Origin of the sequence: Streptomyces antioxidans, assembly GCF_000968685.2 — a bacterium.
Lineage (GTDB): Bacteria > Actinomycetota > Actinomycetes > Streptomycetales > Streptomycetaceae > Streptomyces > Streptomyces antioxidans.
Window position 1 is genome coordinate 41,337 of the sequence record NZ_LAKD02000096.1, and the last position, 19,708, is coordinate 61,044.

Annotated in this window: 14 protein-coding genes; 10 read left to right on the forward strand and 4 right to left on the reverse strand. The window is 73.4% G+C overall.

Translation table 11 applies throughout. The annotated features are described in order from the left end of the window. Positions 1-16: 16 nt before the first annotated feature. Positions 17-391, reverse strand: a complete 375-nt coding sequence (locus VT50_RS29185) for a hypothetical protein (RefSeq protein ID WP_046087357.1) — start codon at positions 389-391, stop codon at positions 17-19. 194 nt (positions 392-585) lie between these two features. Here VT50_RS29185 and VT50_RS29190 point away from each other — a divergent pair, with 194 nt between their 5' ends. Both VT50_RS29190 and VT50_RS29195 read left to right on the forward strand, forming a co-directional pair. Beyond that, positions 586-1,986 (forward strand): Gfo/Idh/MocA family protein, encoded by a 1,401-nt coding sequence (locus tag VT50_RS29190; RefSeq protein WP_046087356.1) that lies wholly within the window; start codon positions 586-588, stop codon positions 1,984-1,986. A 58-nt stretch (positions 1,987-2,044) separates the two neighbouring features. Then, the gene (locus tag VT50_RS29195; RefSeq protein WP_053048641.1) at positions 2,045-2,752 is read left to right on the forward strand and encodes a DUF4232 domain-containing protein; all 708 of its coding nucleotides are present in this window, start codon (positions 2,045-2,047) and stop codon (positions 2,750-2,752) included. 38 nt (positions 2,753-2,790) lie between these two features. On the opposite strand, the gene VT50_RS40675 is transcribed toward VT50_RS29195, so the two are convergent. Both VT50_RS40675 and VT50_RS29210 read right to left on the reverse strand, forming a co-directional pair. Next, positions 2,791-9,804 (reverse strand): type I polyketide synthase, encoded by a 7,014-nt coding sequence (locus tag VT50_RS40675; RefSeq protein ID WP_240529357.1) that lies wholly within the window; start codon positions 9,802-9,804, stop codon positions 2,791-2,793. Positions 9,805-9,886: 82 nt separating this feature from the next. After that, positions 9,887-11,233 carry a beta-ketoacyl synthase N-terminal-like domain-containing protein gene (locus VT50_RS29210; protein ID WP_078840838.1) on the reverse strand — a complete coding sequence of 449 codons (1,347 nt, stop codon included), beginning with the start codon at positions 11,231-11,233 and terminating at the stop codon, positions 9,887-9,889. A 524-nt stretch (positions 11,234-11,757) separates the two neighbouring features. On the opposite strand from VT50_RS29210, the gene VT50_RS29215 reads away from it, so the two are divergent. The 5 genes from VT50_RS29215 to VT50_RS29235 all read left to right on the forward strand — a co-directional run bounded on the left by VT50_RS29215 (position 11,758) and on the right by VT50_RS29235 (position 15,767). Continuing rightward, positions 11,758-12,249 carry an Lrp/AsnC family transcriptional regulator gene (locus VT50_RS29215; RefSeq protein WP_046088225.1) on the forward strand — a complete coding sequence of 164 codons (492 nt, stop codon included), beginning with the start codon at positions 11,758-11,760 and terminating at the stop codon, positions 12,247-12,249. Positions 12,250-12,383: 134 nt separating this feature from the next. Continuing rightward, the gene (ddaH, locus tag VT50_RS29220) at positions 12,384-13,193 is read left to right on the forward strand and encodes a dimethylargininase (RefSeq protein ID WP_046088226.1); all 810 of its coding nucleotides are present in this window, start codon (positions 12,384-12,386) and stop codon (positions 13,191-13,193) included. Next, positions 13,193-14,503 (forward strand): ornithine--oxo-acid transaminase, encoded by a 1,311-nt coding sequence (rocD, locus tag VT50_RS29225; protein WP_240529358.1) that lies wholly within the window; start codon positions 13,193-13,195, stop codon positions 14,501-14,503. Before ddaH ends, rocD begins: the two co-directional genes overlap by 1 nt. Positions 14,504-14,880: 377 nt before the next feature. Continuing rightward, positions 14,881-15,516 carry a glutamine amidotransferase-related protein gene (locus VT50_RS40680; RefSeq protein ID WP_420822237.1) on the forward strand — a complete coding sequence of 212 codons (636 nt, stop codon included), beginning with the start codon at positions 14,881-14,883 and terminating at the stop codon, positions 15,514-15,516. Then, a complete protein-coding gene (locus tag VT50_RS29235; protein ID WP_053048681.1) occupies positions 15,513-15,767 on the forward strand; it encodes a hypothetical protein in 255 nt (84 codons plus the stop codon). The genes VT50_RS40680 and VT50_RS29235 overlap by 4 nt, the downstream gene beginning before the upstream one ends. Positions 15,768-15,918: 151 nt before the next feature. Here the strand turns inward: VT50_RS29235 and VT50_RS39385 are convergent, their stop codons facing one another. Beyond that, positions 15,919-16,212: a hypothetical protein gene (locus tag VT50_RS39385; protein WP_046088227.1), complete on the reverse strand. Its 294-nt coding sequence runs from the start codon at positions 16,210-16,212 to the stop codon at positions 15,919-15,921. A 327-nt stretch (positions 16,213-16,539) separates the two neighbouring features. Between VT50_RS39385 and VT50_RS29245 the strand changes: the two genes are divergently transcribed. The 3 genes from VT50_RS29245 to VT50_RS29255 all read left to right on the forward strand — a co-directional run bounded on the left by VT50_RS29245 (position 16,540) and on the right by VT50_RS29255 (position 19,607). Continuing rightward, complete coding sequence (locus tag VT50_RS29245) at positions 16,540-16,830, forward strand: DUF1876 domain-containing protein (protein WP_046088228.1); 291 nt, start codon at positions 16,540-16,542, stop codon at positions 16,828-16,830. 144 nt (positions 16,831-16,974) lie between these two features. Continuing rightward, entirely contained in the window at positions 16,975-18,228 is a 1,254-nt protein-coding gene (locus VT50_RS29250) for a cellulase-like family protein (RefSeq protein ID WP_046088229.1), read from the forward strand. Positions 18,229-18,434: 206 nt separating this feature from the next. Further along, a complete protein-coding gene (locus VT50_RS29255; protein ID WP_046088230.1) occupies positions 18,435-19,607 on the forward strand; it encodes an anhydro-N-acetylmuramic acid kinase in 1,173 nt (390 codons plus the stop codon). Positions 19,608-19,708: the final 101 nt, after the last annotated feature.

The following is a 19,708-nucleotide window of genomic DNA, read 5'->3' on the forward strand; positions in this document are numbered from 1 at the left end:
CCCGCCCACACACCGCTCACACATCGAGTCGGAGGGCCACATCGCGCATCGCGGCCCGCACGGTGTTCAAATCCGCCCGCGCCCGGTCGGCCACCAGATAGAGGAAGACCCCCTGGCTGGCGCGTCGGCTGAGCGGGCGGATCACGTGGTACTCGGCGTCCAGCGTAACGACGATGTCCTCGAGCCGTTCCGGGCTGTAGCCGAGCAATTCCAGGGTGGACAGCTTGGCCCGCAGCACATCCGTGTCCCCGTAGGCCACCTTCTCCAGGTCCGGCCCCTGCGGGGTCTGGACGGCGCCCAGGGTGATCCGGCTCAGGTAGTCGACGAGCGAGGCGGCGAGTGCGCCCTCGCACGCCATCATCTCGCGCAGCGACTCCTGGATATCGGTCATGGCCCGTCGTCCTCCGGGACCCTGGAGGTCATGTCCACATGTTTCATCCTTGCACAGGGGCCACCGGTGCACTCCCGTGTGCGGCTGTCCGTGGTGGCGGGCGACCTGTCCGTGGTGGCGGGCGGCCGATCGTCCTATCCTGCGCAGGCGTTGATCGACTTCGGATTGAATCGTTTGCTTCCGCTGGAGGACGCATGACCGTCGGCAGCACCCCGTCCCGGGCCGTGGTGGTGGGCACCGGCTCCCGGGCTCAGATGTTCACCGAGGCGCTGGCCCGCCGCCCGGGGCTGAGGGTCGCCGCGCTGTGCGACCCCAACCCCGTGCGCATCGCCCACCACCAGCGGCTGCTGGAGGAGGCGGGCGAGCCGGAGGCCGCCGCCTGGAACCCGGCGGAGTTCGAGCGGCGACTGCGCGCGGACGACATCCAGGAGGTGGTGGTGACCTGTGTGGACGCGCTGCACGACGCGTACATCGTGCCCGCGCTGCGGGCCGGCTGCCGGGTGGTCACCGAGAAGCCGATGACGACCGACGCGGCCAAGTGCCGCCGCATCCTGGAGACGGTCCGGGAGACCGGCAACCAGCTGGCGGTCGCCTTCAACTACCGCTTCAACCCGGTGCACGAGGAGGTCCACCGGCAGCTTTCCGGCGGCGCCATCGGCGCGGTGGTTTCGGTGCACTTCGAGTGGCTGCTGGACACCCGGCACGGCGCCGACTACTTCCGCCGCTGGCACCGCGAGAAGGAGCGCAGCGGCGGGCTGATGGTGCACAAGTCCAGCCACCACTTCGACCTGGTCAACTGGTGGCTGGGGGCCCGGCCGGAGGAGGTGTTCGGCTACGGGCGGCTCGGCTTCTACGGCCGTGCGGCGGGCGAGCGCAACGGCTACCGGCGCGACTACGAGCGGGCGCACGGCGCCGCCGCCGCGCGGGACGACCCGTTCGCGCTCGACCTCGCCGAGAACGATGCGATGCGCTCGCTGTACCTGGACGCCGAGGGCGAGGACGGCTACCACCGCGACCGCAATGTGTTCGGCGACGGCATCACCATCGAGGACGACATGGCGCTGCTGGTCCGCTACGACACCGGCGCCACCCTGACGTACCACCTGACCGCCTACTCCCCCTGGGAGGGCTACCGGGTGATGTTCAACGGCACCCGGGGGCGACTGGAGCTGGAGGTCGAGGAGAGCGCGTGGCAGCCGCCGCTGCTGGCCACCGCCTCCGGCCGCGGCACCGTCCACGGCGACCGGGCCCTGGCCAACGCGGGCGGTCCGCGGCTGGTGCTGCGACCGCTGTGGGAGCCGCCGCGTGAGGTGGAGTTGCCGGCGTTCGACCACGCGGGACACGGCGGCGGGGACGAGCGGATGCTCGATGTGCTCTACGGCCCGGTGGCTCCGGCGGACGGATCGGCAGGTCCGGCGGACGGCCCGGTGGCTCCGGCGGCGGCCACCGAAGTGGCGGCCATGGACGCCTCGGACGCCTCCCGCCAGCGGGCCACCGAGCAGGACGGGGCGCTCGCGCTGGTCACCGGGCTCGCCGCCAATCAGTCTTTCATCAGTGGAAGGCCGGTGGCCACGGCGGACGTTGTGGCGCTGTGACCGGGGCCTTCGGGCCAACGCGGCTCGTCCCGCCCGGCGTTCGGGCAGGATGAGCCGCATGGACACGGATGCGATCACCACACCCCGGGCGCCCCTCTTCCGCAGTGCCGCCCGGCACCGCCGAAGACGGCTGCTCGGCTGGCTCGGGGCGGCCGGACTGCTCTGCGCGTGCGGTGCGCGGTCCCCGTCGGGAGTGGCCGCGGTGCCCGACGAGGACACGTCCCGCCCGGCGGCCCCCACCGCCTCGCCGCACACCACCGTGCCCACCGCCCCCGCGGCCTGCCCCGACTCGGGGGTGCTGCTGCGGGCCGCCGAGGCCGACGCGGCGATGGGGCTGCGGGTGCAGCGGATCGAGCTGGTGAACTGCGGCACGCGCGCCTACACGGTGAACGGCCATCCGTCCGTCCAGGTGCTGGACGAGGACCTGGAGCCACTGGAGGTCACGGTCAGCCACGGGGCCTCGGCCATCGCCACCCTCGACGGCTTCGAGACGGCCACCGGGCCGGTGCGGCTGAAGCCCGGTGAACGGTCGGTGGCGCGGCTGGCATGGCGGAATCTGGTGACCGATGTGACGCGCCCCGCCGCCGACGGCCGCTATCTGCGGATCGTGCCGAACGGCGAGGACAACGCCGGGGGCAACGACAGCGGCGGAGGGGCGCAGACCGTGCCCGACCATATCGACCTGGGCACCACCGGCAAGCTGGGCGTGAGCGCCTGGGACCACCCGGCCCAGGATTCCCCGGAGAGCCCTGACGCCCGTCCGTAGCCACCCGCCGGTGGCGTCGCGGCCCTCGCGCGGCCCCGTCAGCCCGGGGCGCCCAGCCGCTCCTCCGGCCGGTCGGCCGGGTCGAGTCGCAGTTGCTGGGCGAGCGCGGCGGCCAGGGCCTCCACGGTCGGATGGCGCCAGACGAAGTTGCCCGCGAGTTTGACGCTCAGCCCCGCCTCCAGCCGCACCCGCAGCTCCATGGCGAGCAGCGAGTCGAAGCCCAGTGACGTAAGCGGGGTCCGCGGATCGAGGGTGGTGCTGCTGAGCCGCAGCACGGCCCGGATGTGCTCGGTGAGGTAGGACTCCAGCGCGGTGCGGCGGGCCGGACCGGCGGGGAGGGCGGCCAGCCTGGCGCGGATGTCATCGGTGTCCTCGCGGGTGGCCGCCGGGGTGTCATCGCCGGGGAGCAGCGGGGCGAACAGCGGGGACCGGCGGCCGGTGGCGGGGATCCAGGTGGCGGGTTCGCCGGGGATCACCCCGGTCCGTACCCGCCGATGGGCCAGCAGGGTGCCGAGCGCGCGCAGTCCCTCGTCCGTGGGGATCGTCTGGTAGCCGCGGTCGGCGAAGCCGGTGGCCACTCCGGTCTCGCCCCACGGCCCCCAGTTGACCGCGAGGGTGGGCAGGCCGCGCGCCGAGCGCCAGGCGGCGAAGCCGTCCAGCCAGGCGTTGGCTGCCGCGTAGGCGCCCTGTCCCGCGTTGCCGAGCAGGGAGGCCATCGAGGAGTACACCGCGAACCAGTCGAGCCGGTGCCCCTCGGTGGCCCGGTGCAGCTGCCACGCCCCGGTGGCCTTCGGCGCCCATACGCGGCGCAGCTGGTCCTCGCGGACGTTGGCCACGGCCGCGTCGTCGAGAACCATCGCGGAGTGGACGACGCCGTGCAGGGACGCCCCCGCGTCGGCGGTGGCGGCGGCCACCAGCCGCTCTGCCGTGCCCGGGCGGGCGATGTCGCCGGTGACGACGGTGATCCTGGTTCCGGTGGCGGAGAGCTCGGCGAGTGTCCGCGCCGCGTCGCCGACCGGTGCGGTCCGTCCGTTGAGCACGAGGTGGCCCGCGCCCCGCCGGGCCAGCCAGCGGGCGGTGGCGAGTCCGAGGCCGCGCAGACCACCGGTGACGATGTACGTCCCGCCGTCGCGCACCGTGCGCGGTCCGTCGGGCAGCACCGCGTCGAGCTGGCCGTCCTGCGGGATGGTCAGCACCAGTTTGCCGATGTGGCGGGCCCCGGCCATCTGCCGGAACGCGTCGGTGACTTCCGCGAGCGGATAGGTGGTGCAGCGCAGTGGCTTGAGACGGCCATCGCCGATCGCGGTGAGCACGTCGCGCAGCATCGCCGCGTACTCCCGCGGGCGGTCCAGCTGGAGCTCCCTGAGGTCCACGGTGGCGAAGGTGATGTTGTGGCGCAGCGGGGAGAGGCCGAGCGGGGCGTCGGAGAGGATGTCGCGGACGCCGAGTTCGACGAAGCGTCCGAAGGGGCGCAGACACTCGAGACCGGCCCGGATGGCGGCCCCGGAAAGGGAGTTGAGCACCACGTCGACGCCCTCGCCCCCGGTGGACGCCATGATCTCGTCGCGGAAGTCCAGCGACCGGGAGTCCATCACCCGGGCGATGCCCGTGCCCCGCAGGAAGCGCCGCTTCTCCTCGCTGCCCGCCGTGGCCAGCACCTCGGCGCCCAGCAGCCGGGCGACCGCGATGGCGGCCAGCCCGGTGCCGCCGGTGGCGGAGTGGATCAGCACCCGCTCCCCCGCGGTCACCCGGCCGATGTGGCGCAGCGCGTACCAGGCGGTGAGGAACGCGATCGGCAGCCCGGCGGCGGTGTGCGGGTCGAGGCCGTCGGGGAGGGGCGCGGTGCGGTCGACCGGGACGACGGTGAACGAGCCGAAGGCGCCGCCGTGCACATCGGCGGCCACCACCCGGTCACCGGCGCGGAGGTGGTCAACGCCGGGTCCCACCGCGCTCACCTCGGCCGCGCATTCGAAGCCGAGCCGGTAGCGGACGTCCTCGTCGCCGTCGCCGGGGAGCAGCCCCATGGCGGTGAGGACGTCACGGAAGTTCAGGCCCGCGGCGAGCACCCGCAGTTCGACCTCACCGGGCCCTGGCGGGCGGCGCGGGGTGGTGGTGAGCTCCAGGCTGCCCAGGTCGCCGAGGCGGCCGGCGCGCAGCCGGAAGCCGTCGGTGCCGCAGCGCACGGTGCGGGCAGCGGCGGTGGTGCGCTCGGTGTCGGTGAGCGGCGCGTGGTCCAGTTCGGCGGCGTAGCGGGCCCCGTCGCGCAGCGCAATCTCGTCCTCGGGGCCGTCGGCGAGGAGTTCGGCGGCGAGGGTGTCCGCGAGCTGGTCCGGGGCGGCCGGGTCGGTGTCCACCGAGGCGGCCCGCAGCTCGGGGTGTTCCAAGGCGAGCACCCGAAGCAGTCCGCGGAGCGCGCTCTGACCGGGGTCGGCGAGGTCGCCGGGGGTCACGGCGTGGGCACCCGAGGTGGCGGCGTACAGACGGGGCGGCTCGGGGAAGCGGGCGGTAAGCACCTGGGCGACGGCAAGCAGCCGACACGTGCGGCGCAAACCGTCCTCGGCGGACTGCGGACAACCCTCGGCAGGGTGAGCACCACCCCCGGCGGGGCGCGAACCGTCGCCCCCGGCAGGGTGCGAGCCACCACCCCCAGCGAGCTGCGAACCACCACCCCCGGCAGGGCGCGAGCCACCACCCCCGGCACGATGCTGGCCACCACCCTCCGCAGGATGCGAACCACCACCCCCAGCGGGGCAAGCGCCACCACCCCCAGCACGATGCTGGCCACCACCCTCCGCAGGGTGCGGGCCGCCGCCCTCTACCGGACGCGAACCACCACCCCCGGCACGATACTGGCCACCACCCTCCGCAGAATGCGAACCACCACCCCCAGCGGGGCAAGCGCCACCACCCCCGGCAGGGCGCGAACCGTCGCCCCCGGCAGGGTGCGAGCCACCACCCCCAGCGAGCTGCGAACCACCACCCCCAGCGGGGCGCGAGCCACCACCCTCCGCAGAATGCGAACCACCACCCCCAGCGGGGTAAGCGCCACCACCCCCGGCGGGGCGCGGGCCACCACCCCCGGCGGGATGCGAACCACTGCCCCCGGCGGGGCGCGGGCCGGATACGAGTACTACGGCGCGTGGTTGTTCCCCGGGCCGGGTGAGCTGGTTGGCGAGGGCGTCCCGGAAGGCGTCGAGCCGCTGGTCGGCCAGGGGCACGTCCCACACCCGGGCGGTGGCTCCGGCGGCGCGCAGGGCGGCGGCCACCGGGCGGGCGGTGCCGTCCGCCTCTCCGACGACCAGCCACCGCCCGGGGGCCCGGGTGGCCGGGGCCCGGGTGGCCGGGGCCCGGGTGGCCGGGGCCCGGGTGGCCGGGGCCCGGGTGGCCGGGGCCCGGGTGGCCGGGGCCCGGGTGGCCGGGGCCCGGGTGGCCGGGGGCCGGGCGGCGCGCCGCCAGCCGACCTCCAGGAACCACTGGTCGACCTCGGTCGCGCGCTCCGCGGCCCGGTGGACGATGCGCAGCCCGTCAATGGCCAGGACCGGTCGGCCGTCCGCGTCGAGCAGGCGGACATGGCCGACGGTGGCTCCGGGGGTGGTCTCGGCGAGCCGGGCGTGGCAGTAGACGGCGCTCTGGGGGTCGCCGAGGACACGTACGCAACGCATCCGCGCGGGCAGCAGCAGCCGCCGGTCGCCCTCGTCGAGCAGTCCGGCGATGAGGAGTTGGGCGCACAGGTCGACCAGGACGGGGTGGACACGCAGCCCGTGTCCGGGCTCGCGGGCGGCCTCGGGGATCGCTACCCGGGCCCAGAAGCTGTTGCCGTGGCGCGAGGCGGAGACCTCGGTGAGGCCCTGGAACGCCGCTCCGTGTGTCACGCCCCGGGCCCGCAGGTTGGCGTACAGCGCCTCGGTCTCGATGGGCGCGGGATGGCGCAGGGCGAGGGTACGGACGGAGGCGGCGCGGGACCGTGGTGGTACGGCGAGTCTGCGGAGCACCGCGGTGGCCTGCCGCACCCAGGCGCCGTCCTCGTCGCGTCCGTGGATCTCGCATTCGGCGCGGTCGGCGGCGGCGACGGTCACCGTGGTGGACAGGTCGGTGTGGTCGGCGAGCCGCAGCAGTTCACGGAGGCGCAGATCGGTGACCTCGACCTCCTCGGGCCCGGCGCCGAACACCTCGCAGGCGGCGGTGAGCGCGAGGGCGTAGGAGGCCGCGCCGGGCAGTACGGGGGCGCCGTGCACCCGGTGGTCGTCGAGCCAGGGCAGGGCCGCGGTGCCGGTGCGGGCGCGCCAGGAGTGGCGGACGGGTTCGCCGGGTACTTCGAGGTGGGCGCCGGGCAGCGTACCGGCCGGGGCCGCGCCGGTGGCTGCGGGGGGCGGGGCGTCGGCCCAGTGGCGGGTGCGGTCGAAGGTGATGGGCGGTACGTCGGCGAGCGCGCCGTCCGTGTACAGCACGGACCAGTCGACGGGGACGCCCGCGCAGTGCAGCGCGGCCAGCTGGGTCCGGAAGGTGGTCGGCTCGTCCTCCTCGCGGCGGAGGGTGGGCAGGACGACGGGGTCCTCCACCAGTCCGGCGAGACCGGCCAGGACGGGGTGGGTGATGACCGGGTGGGGCGAGATCTCGACGTACACCAGGTGGCGGTCGGCCGCCGCGGCGGCGACGGCCGCGGAGAACCGGACCGGGTGGCGCAGATTGGCGCACCAGTAATCGGCGTCGAAGGCGGGCGTGGTGTGCGGATCGTCCAGGACGGTGGTGTAGAAGGGCACCTCAGGGCGGCGGGGTTCGAGGTCGGCGAGGGCGGTGCGCAGATCGGCCAGGAGCGGGTCCACCTGGGGCGAGTGGGAGGCGACGTCCACGGCGATCAGCGCGGCGGGGACGGAGCGGGCCTGCCATCCGGCGACGAGCCGTTCGACCTGTGCGGTGTCCCCGGCCACCACGGTGGAGCCGGGTGCGGCCATGACGGCCACGGTGACGGCTTCGGCGCCGCCGCCGCTGTCGCTGTCGAGTTCGGCCCGTACCTCGTCGGCGCCGAGGCCGACCGTGGCCATGGCGCCGTCTCCGGCGACGCGGGTGAGCAGCGCGGAGCGGCGGCAGATCACCTTGGCCCCGTCGGCGAGGGAGAGCGCCCCGGCCACCACGGCGGCGGCGACCTCGCCCATGGAGTGGCCGATGACCCCGGCGGGCTCCACTCCGTGGGCGCGCCAGGTGGCGGCGAGCGCGGTCTGGAGGGCGAACAGCACGGGCTGCACCCGTTCGCAGCCGGTCACCGGAGCACCGCGGCGGACGATGTCGAGCACCGAGAATCCCGACTCTGCGGCGATGGGGGCGTCGGCCTCGGCGAGCGCTTCGGCGAAGGCCGGTTCGGTCGCCAGCAGCTGCCGCCCCATGCCGGGCCACTGGGAGCCCTGTCCGGAGAACACCCAGATCGGCCGGCGGGAGACCGCGGCGCCCACGGCGCCGGTGACGACGGCGGGGTGGGCCCGGCCGTCGGCGAACGCCCGCAGGGCGCTCACGAGTTCGGCGCGCGAGGCGGTGGTGACGCCGAGCCGCCCGCGTCCGGCGGCATGGCGCAGCGCCAGGGTGTGGGCGATGTCGGGCAGCGGGGTGTCCGCGCCGTCGCCCTCCAGCCAGTCCGCGATCCTGCGGGCGGCGCCGGGCAGCACCGCCGGGGAGCCCGCGGGGATGAGGAACACCTGGGGTACGGCGCGGGCGGCGGGCCGGGGCCGTGGCGGGGCGGCGCGGGGGACGGGTGCAGGTGGTTGTTCCAGGACCACATGGGCGTTGGTCCCGGAGAAGCCGAAGGAGGACACCGCGGCCAGCCGGGGGCCGGTGCGCACCGGCCAGGGGGTGAGCTCGCGGGGGATGAAGAGGCGCGTTCCCTCGGCGGAGATGGCGGGGTTCCACCGGGTGAAGTGGAGATTGGGCGGGATGTGGCCACGGCCCAGGCACAGCACGGCCTTGATCAGCCCGGTGACACCGGCGGCGGGCTCCAGATGGCCCAGGTTGGTCTTGACCGAGGCCAGGGCGCAGCGGTCGCGGCCGGTGCCGTAGACCTGGGCGAGGCTGGTGAATTCGACCGGGTCGCCGACGGGGGTGCCGGTGCCGTGGGCCTCGACCATGCCGACGTCGCCGGGGTCCACCCCGGCGCGGTCGAGTGCCGTCTCGTACAGGGCGCGCTGGGCGGCGGCCGAGGGCGCGGCGAGCCCGTCGGAGTGGCCGTCCTGGTTGACCGCGGAGCCGCGCAGCACGGCCAGGACCCGGTCCCCGTCGCGCACGGCGTCGGTGAGGCGTTTGAGGACGACGATGCCGCAGCCCTCGCCGCGGACGAAGCCGTCGGCGGCGGCGTCGAAGGCGTGGCAGTGGCCGGTGTGCGAGAGCATGCCCATCCGGTCGAACGAGCGGGTGATCCGCGGCTCGAACATCAGCGTGACCCCGCCGGCCAGGGCGAGGTCGCACTCCCCCGCGTCCAGCGCCTGGACGGCCAGGTGGACGGCGACCAGGGAGGACGAGCACGCGGTGTCCAGGGAGACCGAGGGGCCGTGGAGGCCGAGGAGGTAGGAGATCCGGCCGGTGGCGACGCAGTGGCCGTTGGCCAGGGCGGAGCCCTCCAGCTCGCGGGGGTGCCGGTCGAGCCGGTTCATGTAGTCGTTGTAGCTGAGCCCGGCGAAGACGCCGGTGGCGGTGGAGCCGAGCCGGTCGGGTGGCATTCCGGCGTGTTCCAGGGCCTCCCATGCCACTTCCAGGAGCAGCCGGTGCTGGGGGTCGAGGACATCGGCCTCGCGTCCGGAGACGCCGAAGAAGTCGGCGTCGAAACCGGACACATCGCGCAGATATCCACCGCGGACCGGGGGTGCGGAAGCGGGCGGTGCGGACGCGGCGGAGTCAGCCGCCCAGAGCGCGGCGCGCTCGGCGGGCGGTTCGCCGACCGCGTCGCGTCCATCGGCGAGCAGGTGCCACAGGGCGGCGGGTGAGCCGGTGTCACCGGGGAGCCGGCAGCCCATGCCGACGATGGCGATGCGGCCGGGGGAACGGCCGGGGGCAGGGGTGTGCTGACGCATCGGGGTCTCCGTGGGTGGTGCCCGGCCCGGGGTGGGGGCCGTGAGGGGCCGTGGGGTGGAGATCGCCGCGGGGGTCCCGGACTCAGGTGGCGTCCGGGCCGCCCAGCAGCATCGCGTGCTTCACGCCACCGATCTGGTAGTTGAAGCTGAGGGCGTGGTCGAAGTCGAGGGGACGGGTGCGGGTGCCGGGGACGGGGTCGAAGGGGAGTCCGTCCGCGGGCTGTTCGCAGTTGGCGGTGGGGCACACCTCGCCGAACTCCATCATCATCAGGGTCAGGGCGAGGCCGAGGCAGCCGGAGGCCGCTCCGTGGTGGCCGAAGCACCCTTCCTGGGAGGACAGCAGCACGGCGGAGTCGGGGCCGTAGAGCTCGCGTACGGCGTTGGCCTCCAGGGCGGTGACCACCGCGTCGCCGTCGCTCGAGCCGTTGATGTACGGCACCTGCTCGATCCGCCAGCGGTCCCCCAGGCACAGGCGTACGGCCCTGACCAGCTGGGCGCCGGACGCATCGGCGGTGAGCGGGTTGGCCAGCCCGTCGCGGGTCATGGCGGCGGCGAGCACCTGGCCGTAGAGGTGAGCGCCGCGGCGGGCGGCGTGCTCCCTGCTCTCCAGGATCACGGTGGCGGATCCCTCGCCGTGGTTGATGCAGTCCGCGTGCCGGTCGTAGGGGCGCATCAGGGAGTCGAAGGACGGCAGCGGTTCGGGCATTCCGACGGCGCCCATCGCCTCGAAGGCGTCTTTGGCTCCGTGCAGCAGCCGCTGGCCCTTCTTGATCAGCTCGACGTTGAAGACGTCGACGCCGGTCACCGCCGCCAGGTCGGTCTCGCCCGCCGCGATGAGACGGCGGGCGTTGCCGAGCTGTACGGCGCCCGACGAGCAGCCGCAGGAGACGGTGAAGCAGGGGCCGACGGTCCGGGTCAGCGCGCCCTGGACGACGGCGACGTCGGAGGGAGACGCGGCCTGTTCGGCCGCGGCGAGCATTTCCAGGATGTCGATGGCGGTGGCGGATCCGGGGTCGACACCGAGCAGGGTGAGGTAGCTGTCCACATTGGCGTCCACGCTGCCGCGGCCGATGAGCAGGGCCGCCTCCCCCAGCTCACCGGCGGCCGGGTCGAGTTCGGCGTCGGCACACGCCTCGACGAGGGAGACCAGGCCGTAGCGGTGGGCGCTGGTGTAGTGGCGGGAGAAGAATTCGGGGATGTCGGGGAGGCGTTCGGCGAACTGCTCGGCGCCGAGGTGCACCGCGCCGTAGTGGATGCCGTGGCGGCCGAGGACGGTGCGGCCGTGGGAGGCGATGTCCCATACCTGGGCCGCGGTGAAGACGGGTTCGGCCCCGCCCGGGAGGCAGAAGCCCAGTCCGGTGACGACGGCGTCCCGTGGGTTTCCGGGGTCCCCGGAGGACGGCCGGGAGGGGTGGCGGCGCGGGCTCACGACGCCCTGCCGGGTCTGAGGAGGGTCATGACGGTGGTCCCTTTCGCTCACACCGGAGTACGGGGCCGCCGGTGCGGCGAGTCGCCGAATGCGCGGTGGAACCGCCGGTGTTCCGGGATCGGTGCGGGGTGAATTCGGCGCGTGCGGCGCGGCGTTGGACGTACTCGGCCCTTTCCCCGTTGGATGGTGAGTCGTCTCCTTCGGGAGAACCGCTCATCGTTCGGAAAGGACGGGTGGAATAGTTGACGCTACGCCTGGAGGGACCGGGGCCGGTAGGTGGTGTCGTATCACCACGGTGGATTCGGCCGTTCCGGCGCACCGCCCTTGTACCCCCGGAGCCCATACCGCGCGACCCCGGTGAAACGGGGGCTCGTGCACCGGTTCACGCCCCCTCTTGTGGAATCTTTCTGAAAGAGCGTAGAGAAAAGGACGCCTCAGGCACTCATTGAGTAGGGGGCGGTTTTGAGCACGGGGAAGAGGCCCCCGTACACAAGGGGCGAAAGACCTGCAAAGGGTGGTAGACGATGACACACCAGCCCGTACCGTTCGACGATCTGGACCGCAAAATCGTTGCGGCGCTGGTCGCCAACGCCAGGACCAGCTTCACGGAGATCGGCGCCGCGATCGGGCTCTCGGCCTCCGCGGTCAAGCGCCGCGTCGACCGGATGCGGGAGACCGATGTGATCACCGGCTTCACCACCACCGTGCGCCCGGCCGCCCTGGGCTGGCGGACCGAGGCGTATGTCGAGGTGTACTGCGACAGCGCCGCGCCACCCCGGCGCCTCGCGGAGGTCGTGCGCAACTATCCGGAGATCATCGCGGCCATGACGGTGACCGGCGGCGCGGACGCCCTGCTGCATGTCATGGCCACCGATGTGGAGCATTTCGAGGAGGTGCTCGAACGCATCCGGGCCGAGCCCTTCGTCCGCCAGACGATCAGCTACATGGTGCTGTCGCACCTGCTCACGGGCAGTGCGGAGGCCGGTGCGGCCCCTCCCGCGACCGCCACGCAATGAACCGCCGCGGACCGGCCCCTACACGCAGCATCGATGCGAACGCGCGCAGTTTTCCTTTCTTGTCTCCCCTCTCCTCCGCTTTCTACCGTTGATTCATCCCCCCGGTCGCCCGCGGAAGCGAGAGGAACCCTCCGTTGTCCCTTACGCGTGTGCCGCGCCCCAGGCGCTTCCTGACCTGTGCCCCCAGATATTTCGATGTTCGGTATGCCATCAATCCCTGGATGCGCGAGGACACCGAGGTCGACACCGACCTCGCCCGGGCGCAGTGGGAGACGCTGATCCGCGCCTACCGCGACCACGGCCACCGTGTCGAATCCATCGAGCCGGTGGCGGGGCTGCCGGACATGGTGTTCGCGGCGAACTCGGCCGTCGTCCTGGAGGGCCGGGTCTTCGGCTCGCGATTCCACGCACCGCAGCGCCGTCCGGAACAGCTCGCCTACGAACGGTGGTTCAAGGCGGCCGGATTCGACGTCCATCCGCCGGAATCGGTGTGCGAGGGCGAGGGCGACCTGATACCGGCCGGGCCCTACATCCTGGCGGGCAGCGGCTTCCGCACCACCCGGGCGGCCCATCAGGAGGTGCAGGAGTTCTTCGGGGTGCCGACCATCAGCCTGCTGCTGGTGGACCCGTACTTCTACCACCTGGACACGGCGCTGTTCGTCCTCGACGACCGGAACATCGCCTACTACCCGGAGGCGTTCTCCCCCGGCAGCCGTGAGGTACTGGAACGGCTCTACCCCGACGCGCTGATCGCCACCCGCGACGACGCCATGGCCTTCGGGCTCAACGCCGTCTCCGACGGCCGAAACGTCTTCGTCACGCCCCAGGCCACCGGGCTCATCGACCAGCTCACCGACCGCGGCTACGTCCCCGTTCCCGTCGACATGTCGGAACTGCACAAGGCCGGCGGGAGCATCAAGTGCTGCACTCAGGAGATCCGCTGATGACCGCCACCACTCCCCTCGCCGCCGACTCCACCGCCGCCGGTTCGGGCGCCTCCGGTGCCGCCGCCGGTCCTGCCGCCGGTTCCGGCTCGGCCGTGGCGAACGGCGCCGCCCGCTCCTCGCAGGAGCTGATCCGCGCCGAGGAGACCTCGCTCGCGCACAACTACCACCCGCTGCCCGTGGTCGTCGCCCACGCCGAGGGCAGCTGGGTCAGGGACGTCGAGGGACGCCGCTATCTGGACATGCTGGCCGGGTACTCCGCCCTCAACTTCGGCCACCGCCACCCGGCGCTGATCGAGGCCGCCCACCGCCAGCTCGACCAGCTCACACTGACCTCGCGGGCCTTCCACAACGACCGGCTGGCCGGGTTCGCCGAGGGGGTGGCGGAGCTCACCGGGCTCTCCATGGTGCTGCCGATGAACACCGGCGCGGAGGCCGTGGAGAGCGCCATCAAGGTCGCCCGCAAGTGGGCGTACGAGGTGAAGGGCGTGGCCCCGGACCGGGCCACCATCGTGGTGGCGGCCGACAACTTCCACGGCCGTACGACGACGATCGTCGGATTCTCCACCGACCCCGTGGCACGCGACGGCTTCGGCCCGTTCGCCCCGGGCTTCCGCGTCGTGCCGTACAACGACCTCGCGGCGCTGGAGGCCGCCGTCGACGAGACCACGGCGGCGGTCCTCATCGAGCCCATCCAGGGCGAGGCGGGCGTGGTCATCCCCGATGACGGCTATCTGCGCGGGGTGCGCGAGCTGACCCGGCGCACCGGGACGCTGTTCATCGCCGATGAGATCCAGTCCGGTCTGGGCCGCACCGGCACCACCCTGGCCGTCGAGCACGAGTCGGTGATGCCGGATGTGCTGCTGCTCGGCAAGGCGCTGGGCGGCGGGATCGTGCCGGTGTCGGCGGTGGTGGCCGACCGTGCGGTGCTCGGAGTGCTGCGCCCCGGTGAGCACGGCTCCACCTTCGGGGGCAATCCGCTGGCCGCCGCGGTCGGCTCGGCCGTGGTCGATCTGCTGCGCACCGGCGAATTCCAGCGCCGGGCACGGGAGTTGGGCGAGGTGCTGAGGGACGGGCTGACGGCACTGACCGGCAAGGGCGTCGTGGGTTACCGCTGCCGCGGGCTGTGGGCGGGCGTCGATGTGGACCCCGCGCTCGGCACCGGCCGCGAGGTGAGCGAGCGGCTGATGGCCGAGGGGATCCTGGTCAAGGACACCCATGGCTCGACGATCCGGCTGGCACCGCCGCTGACCATCACCCGAGAGGAGCTGGAGGGGGCGCTGGCGGCACTGGAGAAGGTGCTCGGCTGACCGAAGCCAACCAAAGCCGATCGAGCCGACCCAGCTAATCGAGCTGATCAAGACGACGAAGCGCCGGGCCGCATTACGTTTTATACGGCCCGGCGCTTCCTCATGTTCAATCCCGCTCGGAGATTCTTTATCGGCGCCCCCTTCGCGCCCCCGTCAGAACCGCGAACCGCAGGTAACGCCCAGGACACGGCGGCCTTTCCGTGTTTTTATGTACCTTGTTGAGCATTCCGCTCTTCCCGATCGCACAGTGTGCAACACTCCGTGTCAGCCGATACCGCGGCAAGCCTTACGGGATATCCCGTAAGGCCGGGTGATGGGATTGCGCGGCCCGGGGGCCCGGTAATACCCGGTCGGCCCTCGGCGCCCAGGCGCGGGTGGTGACCGCGCCCGAACCCAAGCACGGGCATCTGTCCAGGATCAAACACGGCGGGCGCGGGCTGTTCCGCGGTCTTCCGCAGGACTTCACGGCCGTGCGCTACCACCCGCTGTGTGTGGCCGAGCCGCTGCCGCTGGGGCTCCGGGACATCGCCTGGTCCGAGGACGGTGTGCTGATGGGGCTGCGGCACCGGGCCCGTCCGCTGTGGGGCGTCCGGTTCCACCCGGAGTCGGTGCTGACCGGATACGGCCACCGCATGCTCGGCAACTTCCGCGATCTGACCATTGAGCACGCCAACGGCGAGTCGGTGACCTCCACCGTGCCCCCAGCCGCCACCGTGACCTTAGCCTCCGCCGAGGGCCGCGCCGCGCCCGTACGGCGGCCAGGACCACGGCCAGGAGGGGCGCGGCGGGCGGAGCGGGCACCGCGCCGGGTTCACCGCCCACCCCCGAGAAGCGCGTCCCGGAGTGGACTCCCCCGCCCCCGGAGGGCTCGTCTACCGGCTGCACGCCCGATGGCTGGCGGACGCCACCGACACCGAGACGGCCTTCACCCGGCTGTACGCGGAGGCGCCGCACGCGTTCTGGCTGGACAGTTCGCGCGCCGAGTCCGGAGCTTCCACTGCTGGCGGGCGTGACCTCGGCCCTGATCCAGGACCGGGCGGCCGAGCTGGGCGTCCGCACCGAGCACCGCCGCCGCACCGTGCAGGAGCTGGACGGCCGTGAGGTGTGGCTGGTCAACGCGGTGCACGGCATCCGCCCGGTGACCGCCCGGCTGGGCCGCCCGCTGCGGGCTGGCCCGGCGCTGCGCGCCGCCTCCTGGCAGACGTGGCTCAACGGCGTCTCCGAGCCCCTGGCCGCCCGCCCCCTGACCGCCGCGACCCCCTGACCGCCCCGATCGCCCGAGGAACCGACCGCGACTGACCCCGACGCCCGCGCACCGCACCCCCGCGACCGCGCACCGGCGTCAGCACTCGCTGGAGGCCAGATCATGAGCGCCCATGGACCGCGACACGTATTCGGGCCGCGTCCGCCCCTGCTCAGACGTCCGGCCAGGGGGCCAACCCGCTGCGCCGCCGGACGGAGCGGATCCAGACCTGGTGCACCGTGCTGTTCGCGCTGATCCTCGCGGTCGGACTGCCGGTCGCCGCGATCAGCGCGGGGTACGCGGCACACGCCTCCCAGCCGCGCGTCGTGGCGGCCGAGACCTCGGCCCGGCACCAGATCACCGCACGGCTCGCCGATGCCGCGCCCAGCCCGGCCCGGCCGACAGCGATGTGCGGGAGCCACGGCAGGCGCGGGTGCACTGGGTCGCGGATGACGGTGCGTGCCATACGGGCACCGCCACGGTGGCGGGCAATGGCGGCTCCGGGGACGCGGTGCGGGTCTGGGTGAACCGCGAGGGCGCCCTGGCGCAGCCGCCCTCCTCCCCCTCGACCGCGCGGACCATGGGCTGGTTCACCGGCTGTATCACCGCGGCGACGGTGGCCGCGCTCGCGTTGACGGGGCGGGCCCGGTGCGGCGGGCCCTGGACCGCAGCCGCTACGCCCGATGGGAGGCAGAGTGGAAGGTGGTGGAACCCGCGTGGTCCGGCAGGAACCGCCGCTGAGAGCAGCCACCCGAAAGGTTGCGAGCAGTCACCAGAAGGTGAGGAGCAGACCATGTCACACACGGTGGAGTGGAGGATCCGTCTCTGCCTCTCCGAGGACGAGGGGCAGACCAGGGCGAGCGTCGAGCTGGACACCGGGTCCACGGCGCTCACCGGCCGGGGGCTGGCCCGGTGCAACCCGGACGACGAGGACGTGCCCGTGATCGGCGATGAGCTCGCGGCCGGGCGGGCGCTCAGCGATCTGGGGCAGCAGCTGGTGCGGGCCGCCGAGCACGACCTGGAGAGCGTGGGCACGCCCCCGGCCTCGCGCAGGCCACGGCCCGGCTACGGCTGGATCGCCTGAGGGCCGGAACGCCTGGGCAACCCCGCCACCCCAGCACTACACATTATTTATGAATACATCTTGACAGCCTGTTGGCACCCCCGGACGATGAACCGATCTCTCTCGTCTCTGTCATCGCCGAGCCGCCGACCGCGGGGAGCCCCTGTGACGCTGTCGCAGCATCTGCCGGACAAACTGACCATCTCGCTCTGGGACTTCAGCTGGTACACCCGCACCGGCCCGGATGAGCCCTTCGCCGATCTCGACCGCGCCTTCGCGGATGCCGTGGCCCGCGGCTACAACACGGTGCGCATCTGCGCCATGCCGTTCCTGCTCTTCGGCTCCCGGCTGGACACGACCAAGCTGCGCCCTTCGGCGCTGGGCGGCGCGTACGGCCAGCGGATGCGCTGGTACGACCTGGGCGGCGGGGGCGAGATCGACGGACGGGCGTGGCTGCGCGAGCTGTTCGAGGCCGCCCTGCGCCATGACTGCTTCGTCATCCTCTCCAGCTGGGAGTACCAGCAGAGCCCGTCGTTCGGCGAGGACCGGGCCTGGTTCGACGCACTGATGGCCGTCGATCCCGAGCGGCGCGCCGAGGCGCTCGCGGATGCGCTGGCCGACCTGATCGACTTCCTGGTGATCCACGGCCTGGACGACCGTATCGCCTTCACCGAGCTGCACAACGAGGTCCAGGGCAGCCGGCTCGCCGAAGGGCTGGACGGCGACAAGGTCGTCGCGCTCCGGCCGCGGCTGGAGCGGGGCATCGCCCGGTTCAAGGAGCGCCACCCCAACCGGCCGGTCACGGTCAACTACGCCAAGGTGCCGGTCGGTTCGCTGCGCGGGGTCCCCCGCGAGGTGGATGTGGCGGTCTTCCACCCCTATGTCTACGGGGTGCTGGACGAGCTGCTGACCACCTTCGCCGTCCGCGACCTGACCCGCCCCTTCCCGCAGGAGGCGGTCCGCCGGGAGCTGCTGCGCCCCGGCGCCCCCGATCTGGCCGACTGGGCCCCTCCGCCCGGCGACCGCTGGCGGATGGAGGCCACCACGGTCGGCCCCCGGGAGATCTACGTCCACGACTGGTGCGACCCCGACCGCTGGGACGCCTGGCTGTACGACCGCTACGCCGTGCACCGGCTGGCGATGGACCAGCGGCTGGTCACCTGGATCGAGGCGGCCGCGGACTGGGCCGCCGCGAACGGGGTCCCGCTGGTCTTCGGCGAGGGCTGGATCGGCTACACCCCGCTGCACGGGACCTTCGAGGAGGGCCCGGTGGGGGCCGCGTTCTGCCGCCGCGCGGTCGAGGAGTCGGCACGGGTGGGCGCGTGGGGCGCGGTGGTGTGCTCCAACGCGGCGCCCCAGCACCCGATGTGGCAGGACATCGCGCTCCAGCGGGAGTGCAACGCGGTGCTGCGCGGCTGAGGGCGGGCCCGTACGGCACCGCGCCGTCACGTAACTCGGGCCCCGTACGGCACCGTTGCCCCGCTCCTCCCCCTCGGGGCGTACGGGATCTGCCCGGGCCTCGAGCGCCACTGGAGCCGCGCTCGCGCTGATAGCCACGCTCCCTGGCGGGTACGGACATCACATCGCCTTGGCGGTGATGGCTAAGAGGGCGGGGAGGAGACATCGTGCGGGTGATCGGGCTGGTGTCGGGCACGTCCCATGACGCGGTGGACGCCGCTGCGGCCGATCTGGTGCTCGACGGCGACACCGTGGTGCTGGCCCCGCTGGGGCTGGTCAGCGAGGCGTATCCGGAGGCGCTGCGGTCGGCGCTGAGCGCCGCGCTGCCCCCGGCGGCCACCACCATGCGGGACGTGTGCGCCCTCGACACCCGGATCGGCCAGGCGTTCGCCGCGCTCGCGGCGCGCGCGGACCGGGAGTTGTGCGAGGGGCGCGCGGACCTCATCGGCTTCCACGGCCAGACGGTGTACCACTGGACCGAGGGCGGGGAGGTACGCGGCACGCTCCAGCTCGGCCAGCCCGCCTGGGTCGCCGAGGCCACCGGCTGCCCGGTGGTCTCCGATCTGCGCACCCGGGATGTGGCCGCGGGCGGCCAGGGCGCTCCCCTGGTCAGCCTGGTGGACGCCCTGTGGCTGCGCGGGCGGCCCGGGGTGTGCGCCGCCCTGCACCTGGGCGGGACCGCCACCATCACGGTGGTCTCCGGCGTCGGGGATCCGCTGGCCTTCGACACCGGTCCGGCGAACGCGCTCATCGACGCGGCGGCCCGCGAGCTGACGGGCGGCGGGCTGGACCATGACGCGGACGGCACCATGGCGGCGCGCGGCACCGTTCACGAGCCGCTGCTGGAGCGGCTGCTGGCCGAGCCGTACTACGCGCGGCCCGCGCCCAAGACCACCGGCAAGGAGCCGTTTCCCGCGGCCTGTCTGCGGGCAGCCCTGGCCGCCACGGGACCGGTGCCGGACGATGATGTGGTCGCCACCGTCACCGGACTGGCGGCCCGTACCGTGGCCGACGCCGTGCGGAAGGTGCATGCCACCGAGGTGATCGCCTCGGGCGGCGGCACCCGCAACCCCAGCCTGATGGGGGCATTGCGCCGGGAGCTGGGCCCCATCGCGCTGCGCACCTCCGATGACCTCGGCCTGCCGGTGGCGGCGAAGGAGGCGCACGCATTCGCCGTCCTCGCCTTCCTGACCGCCCATGGGCTGGCCGGCACGGTGCCGAGCTGCACCGGCGCCCGCCATCCCAGCGTGCTGGGGTCGATCACCCCGGGGCGCCGCGGCCTCGGCCTGCCCGCGGCGGGGCGGCCCGCGCCCACCCGGCTGGAGGTCTTCCGCCGCTGAGCGGGACTCCGCGCGGCCGGTGGAGCCCCCAGCGCAAAAGGGGATGTTGGCACCGGCCGTCGCAGGAGTACGTTGGGGAACGGCTCGCTATCAAAGGGGTG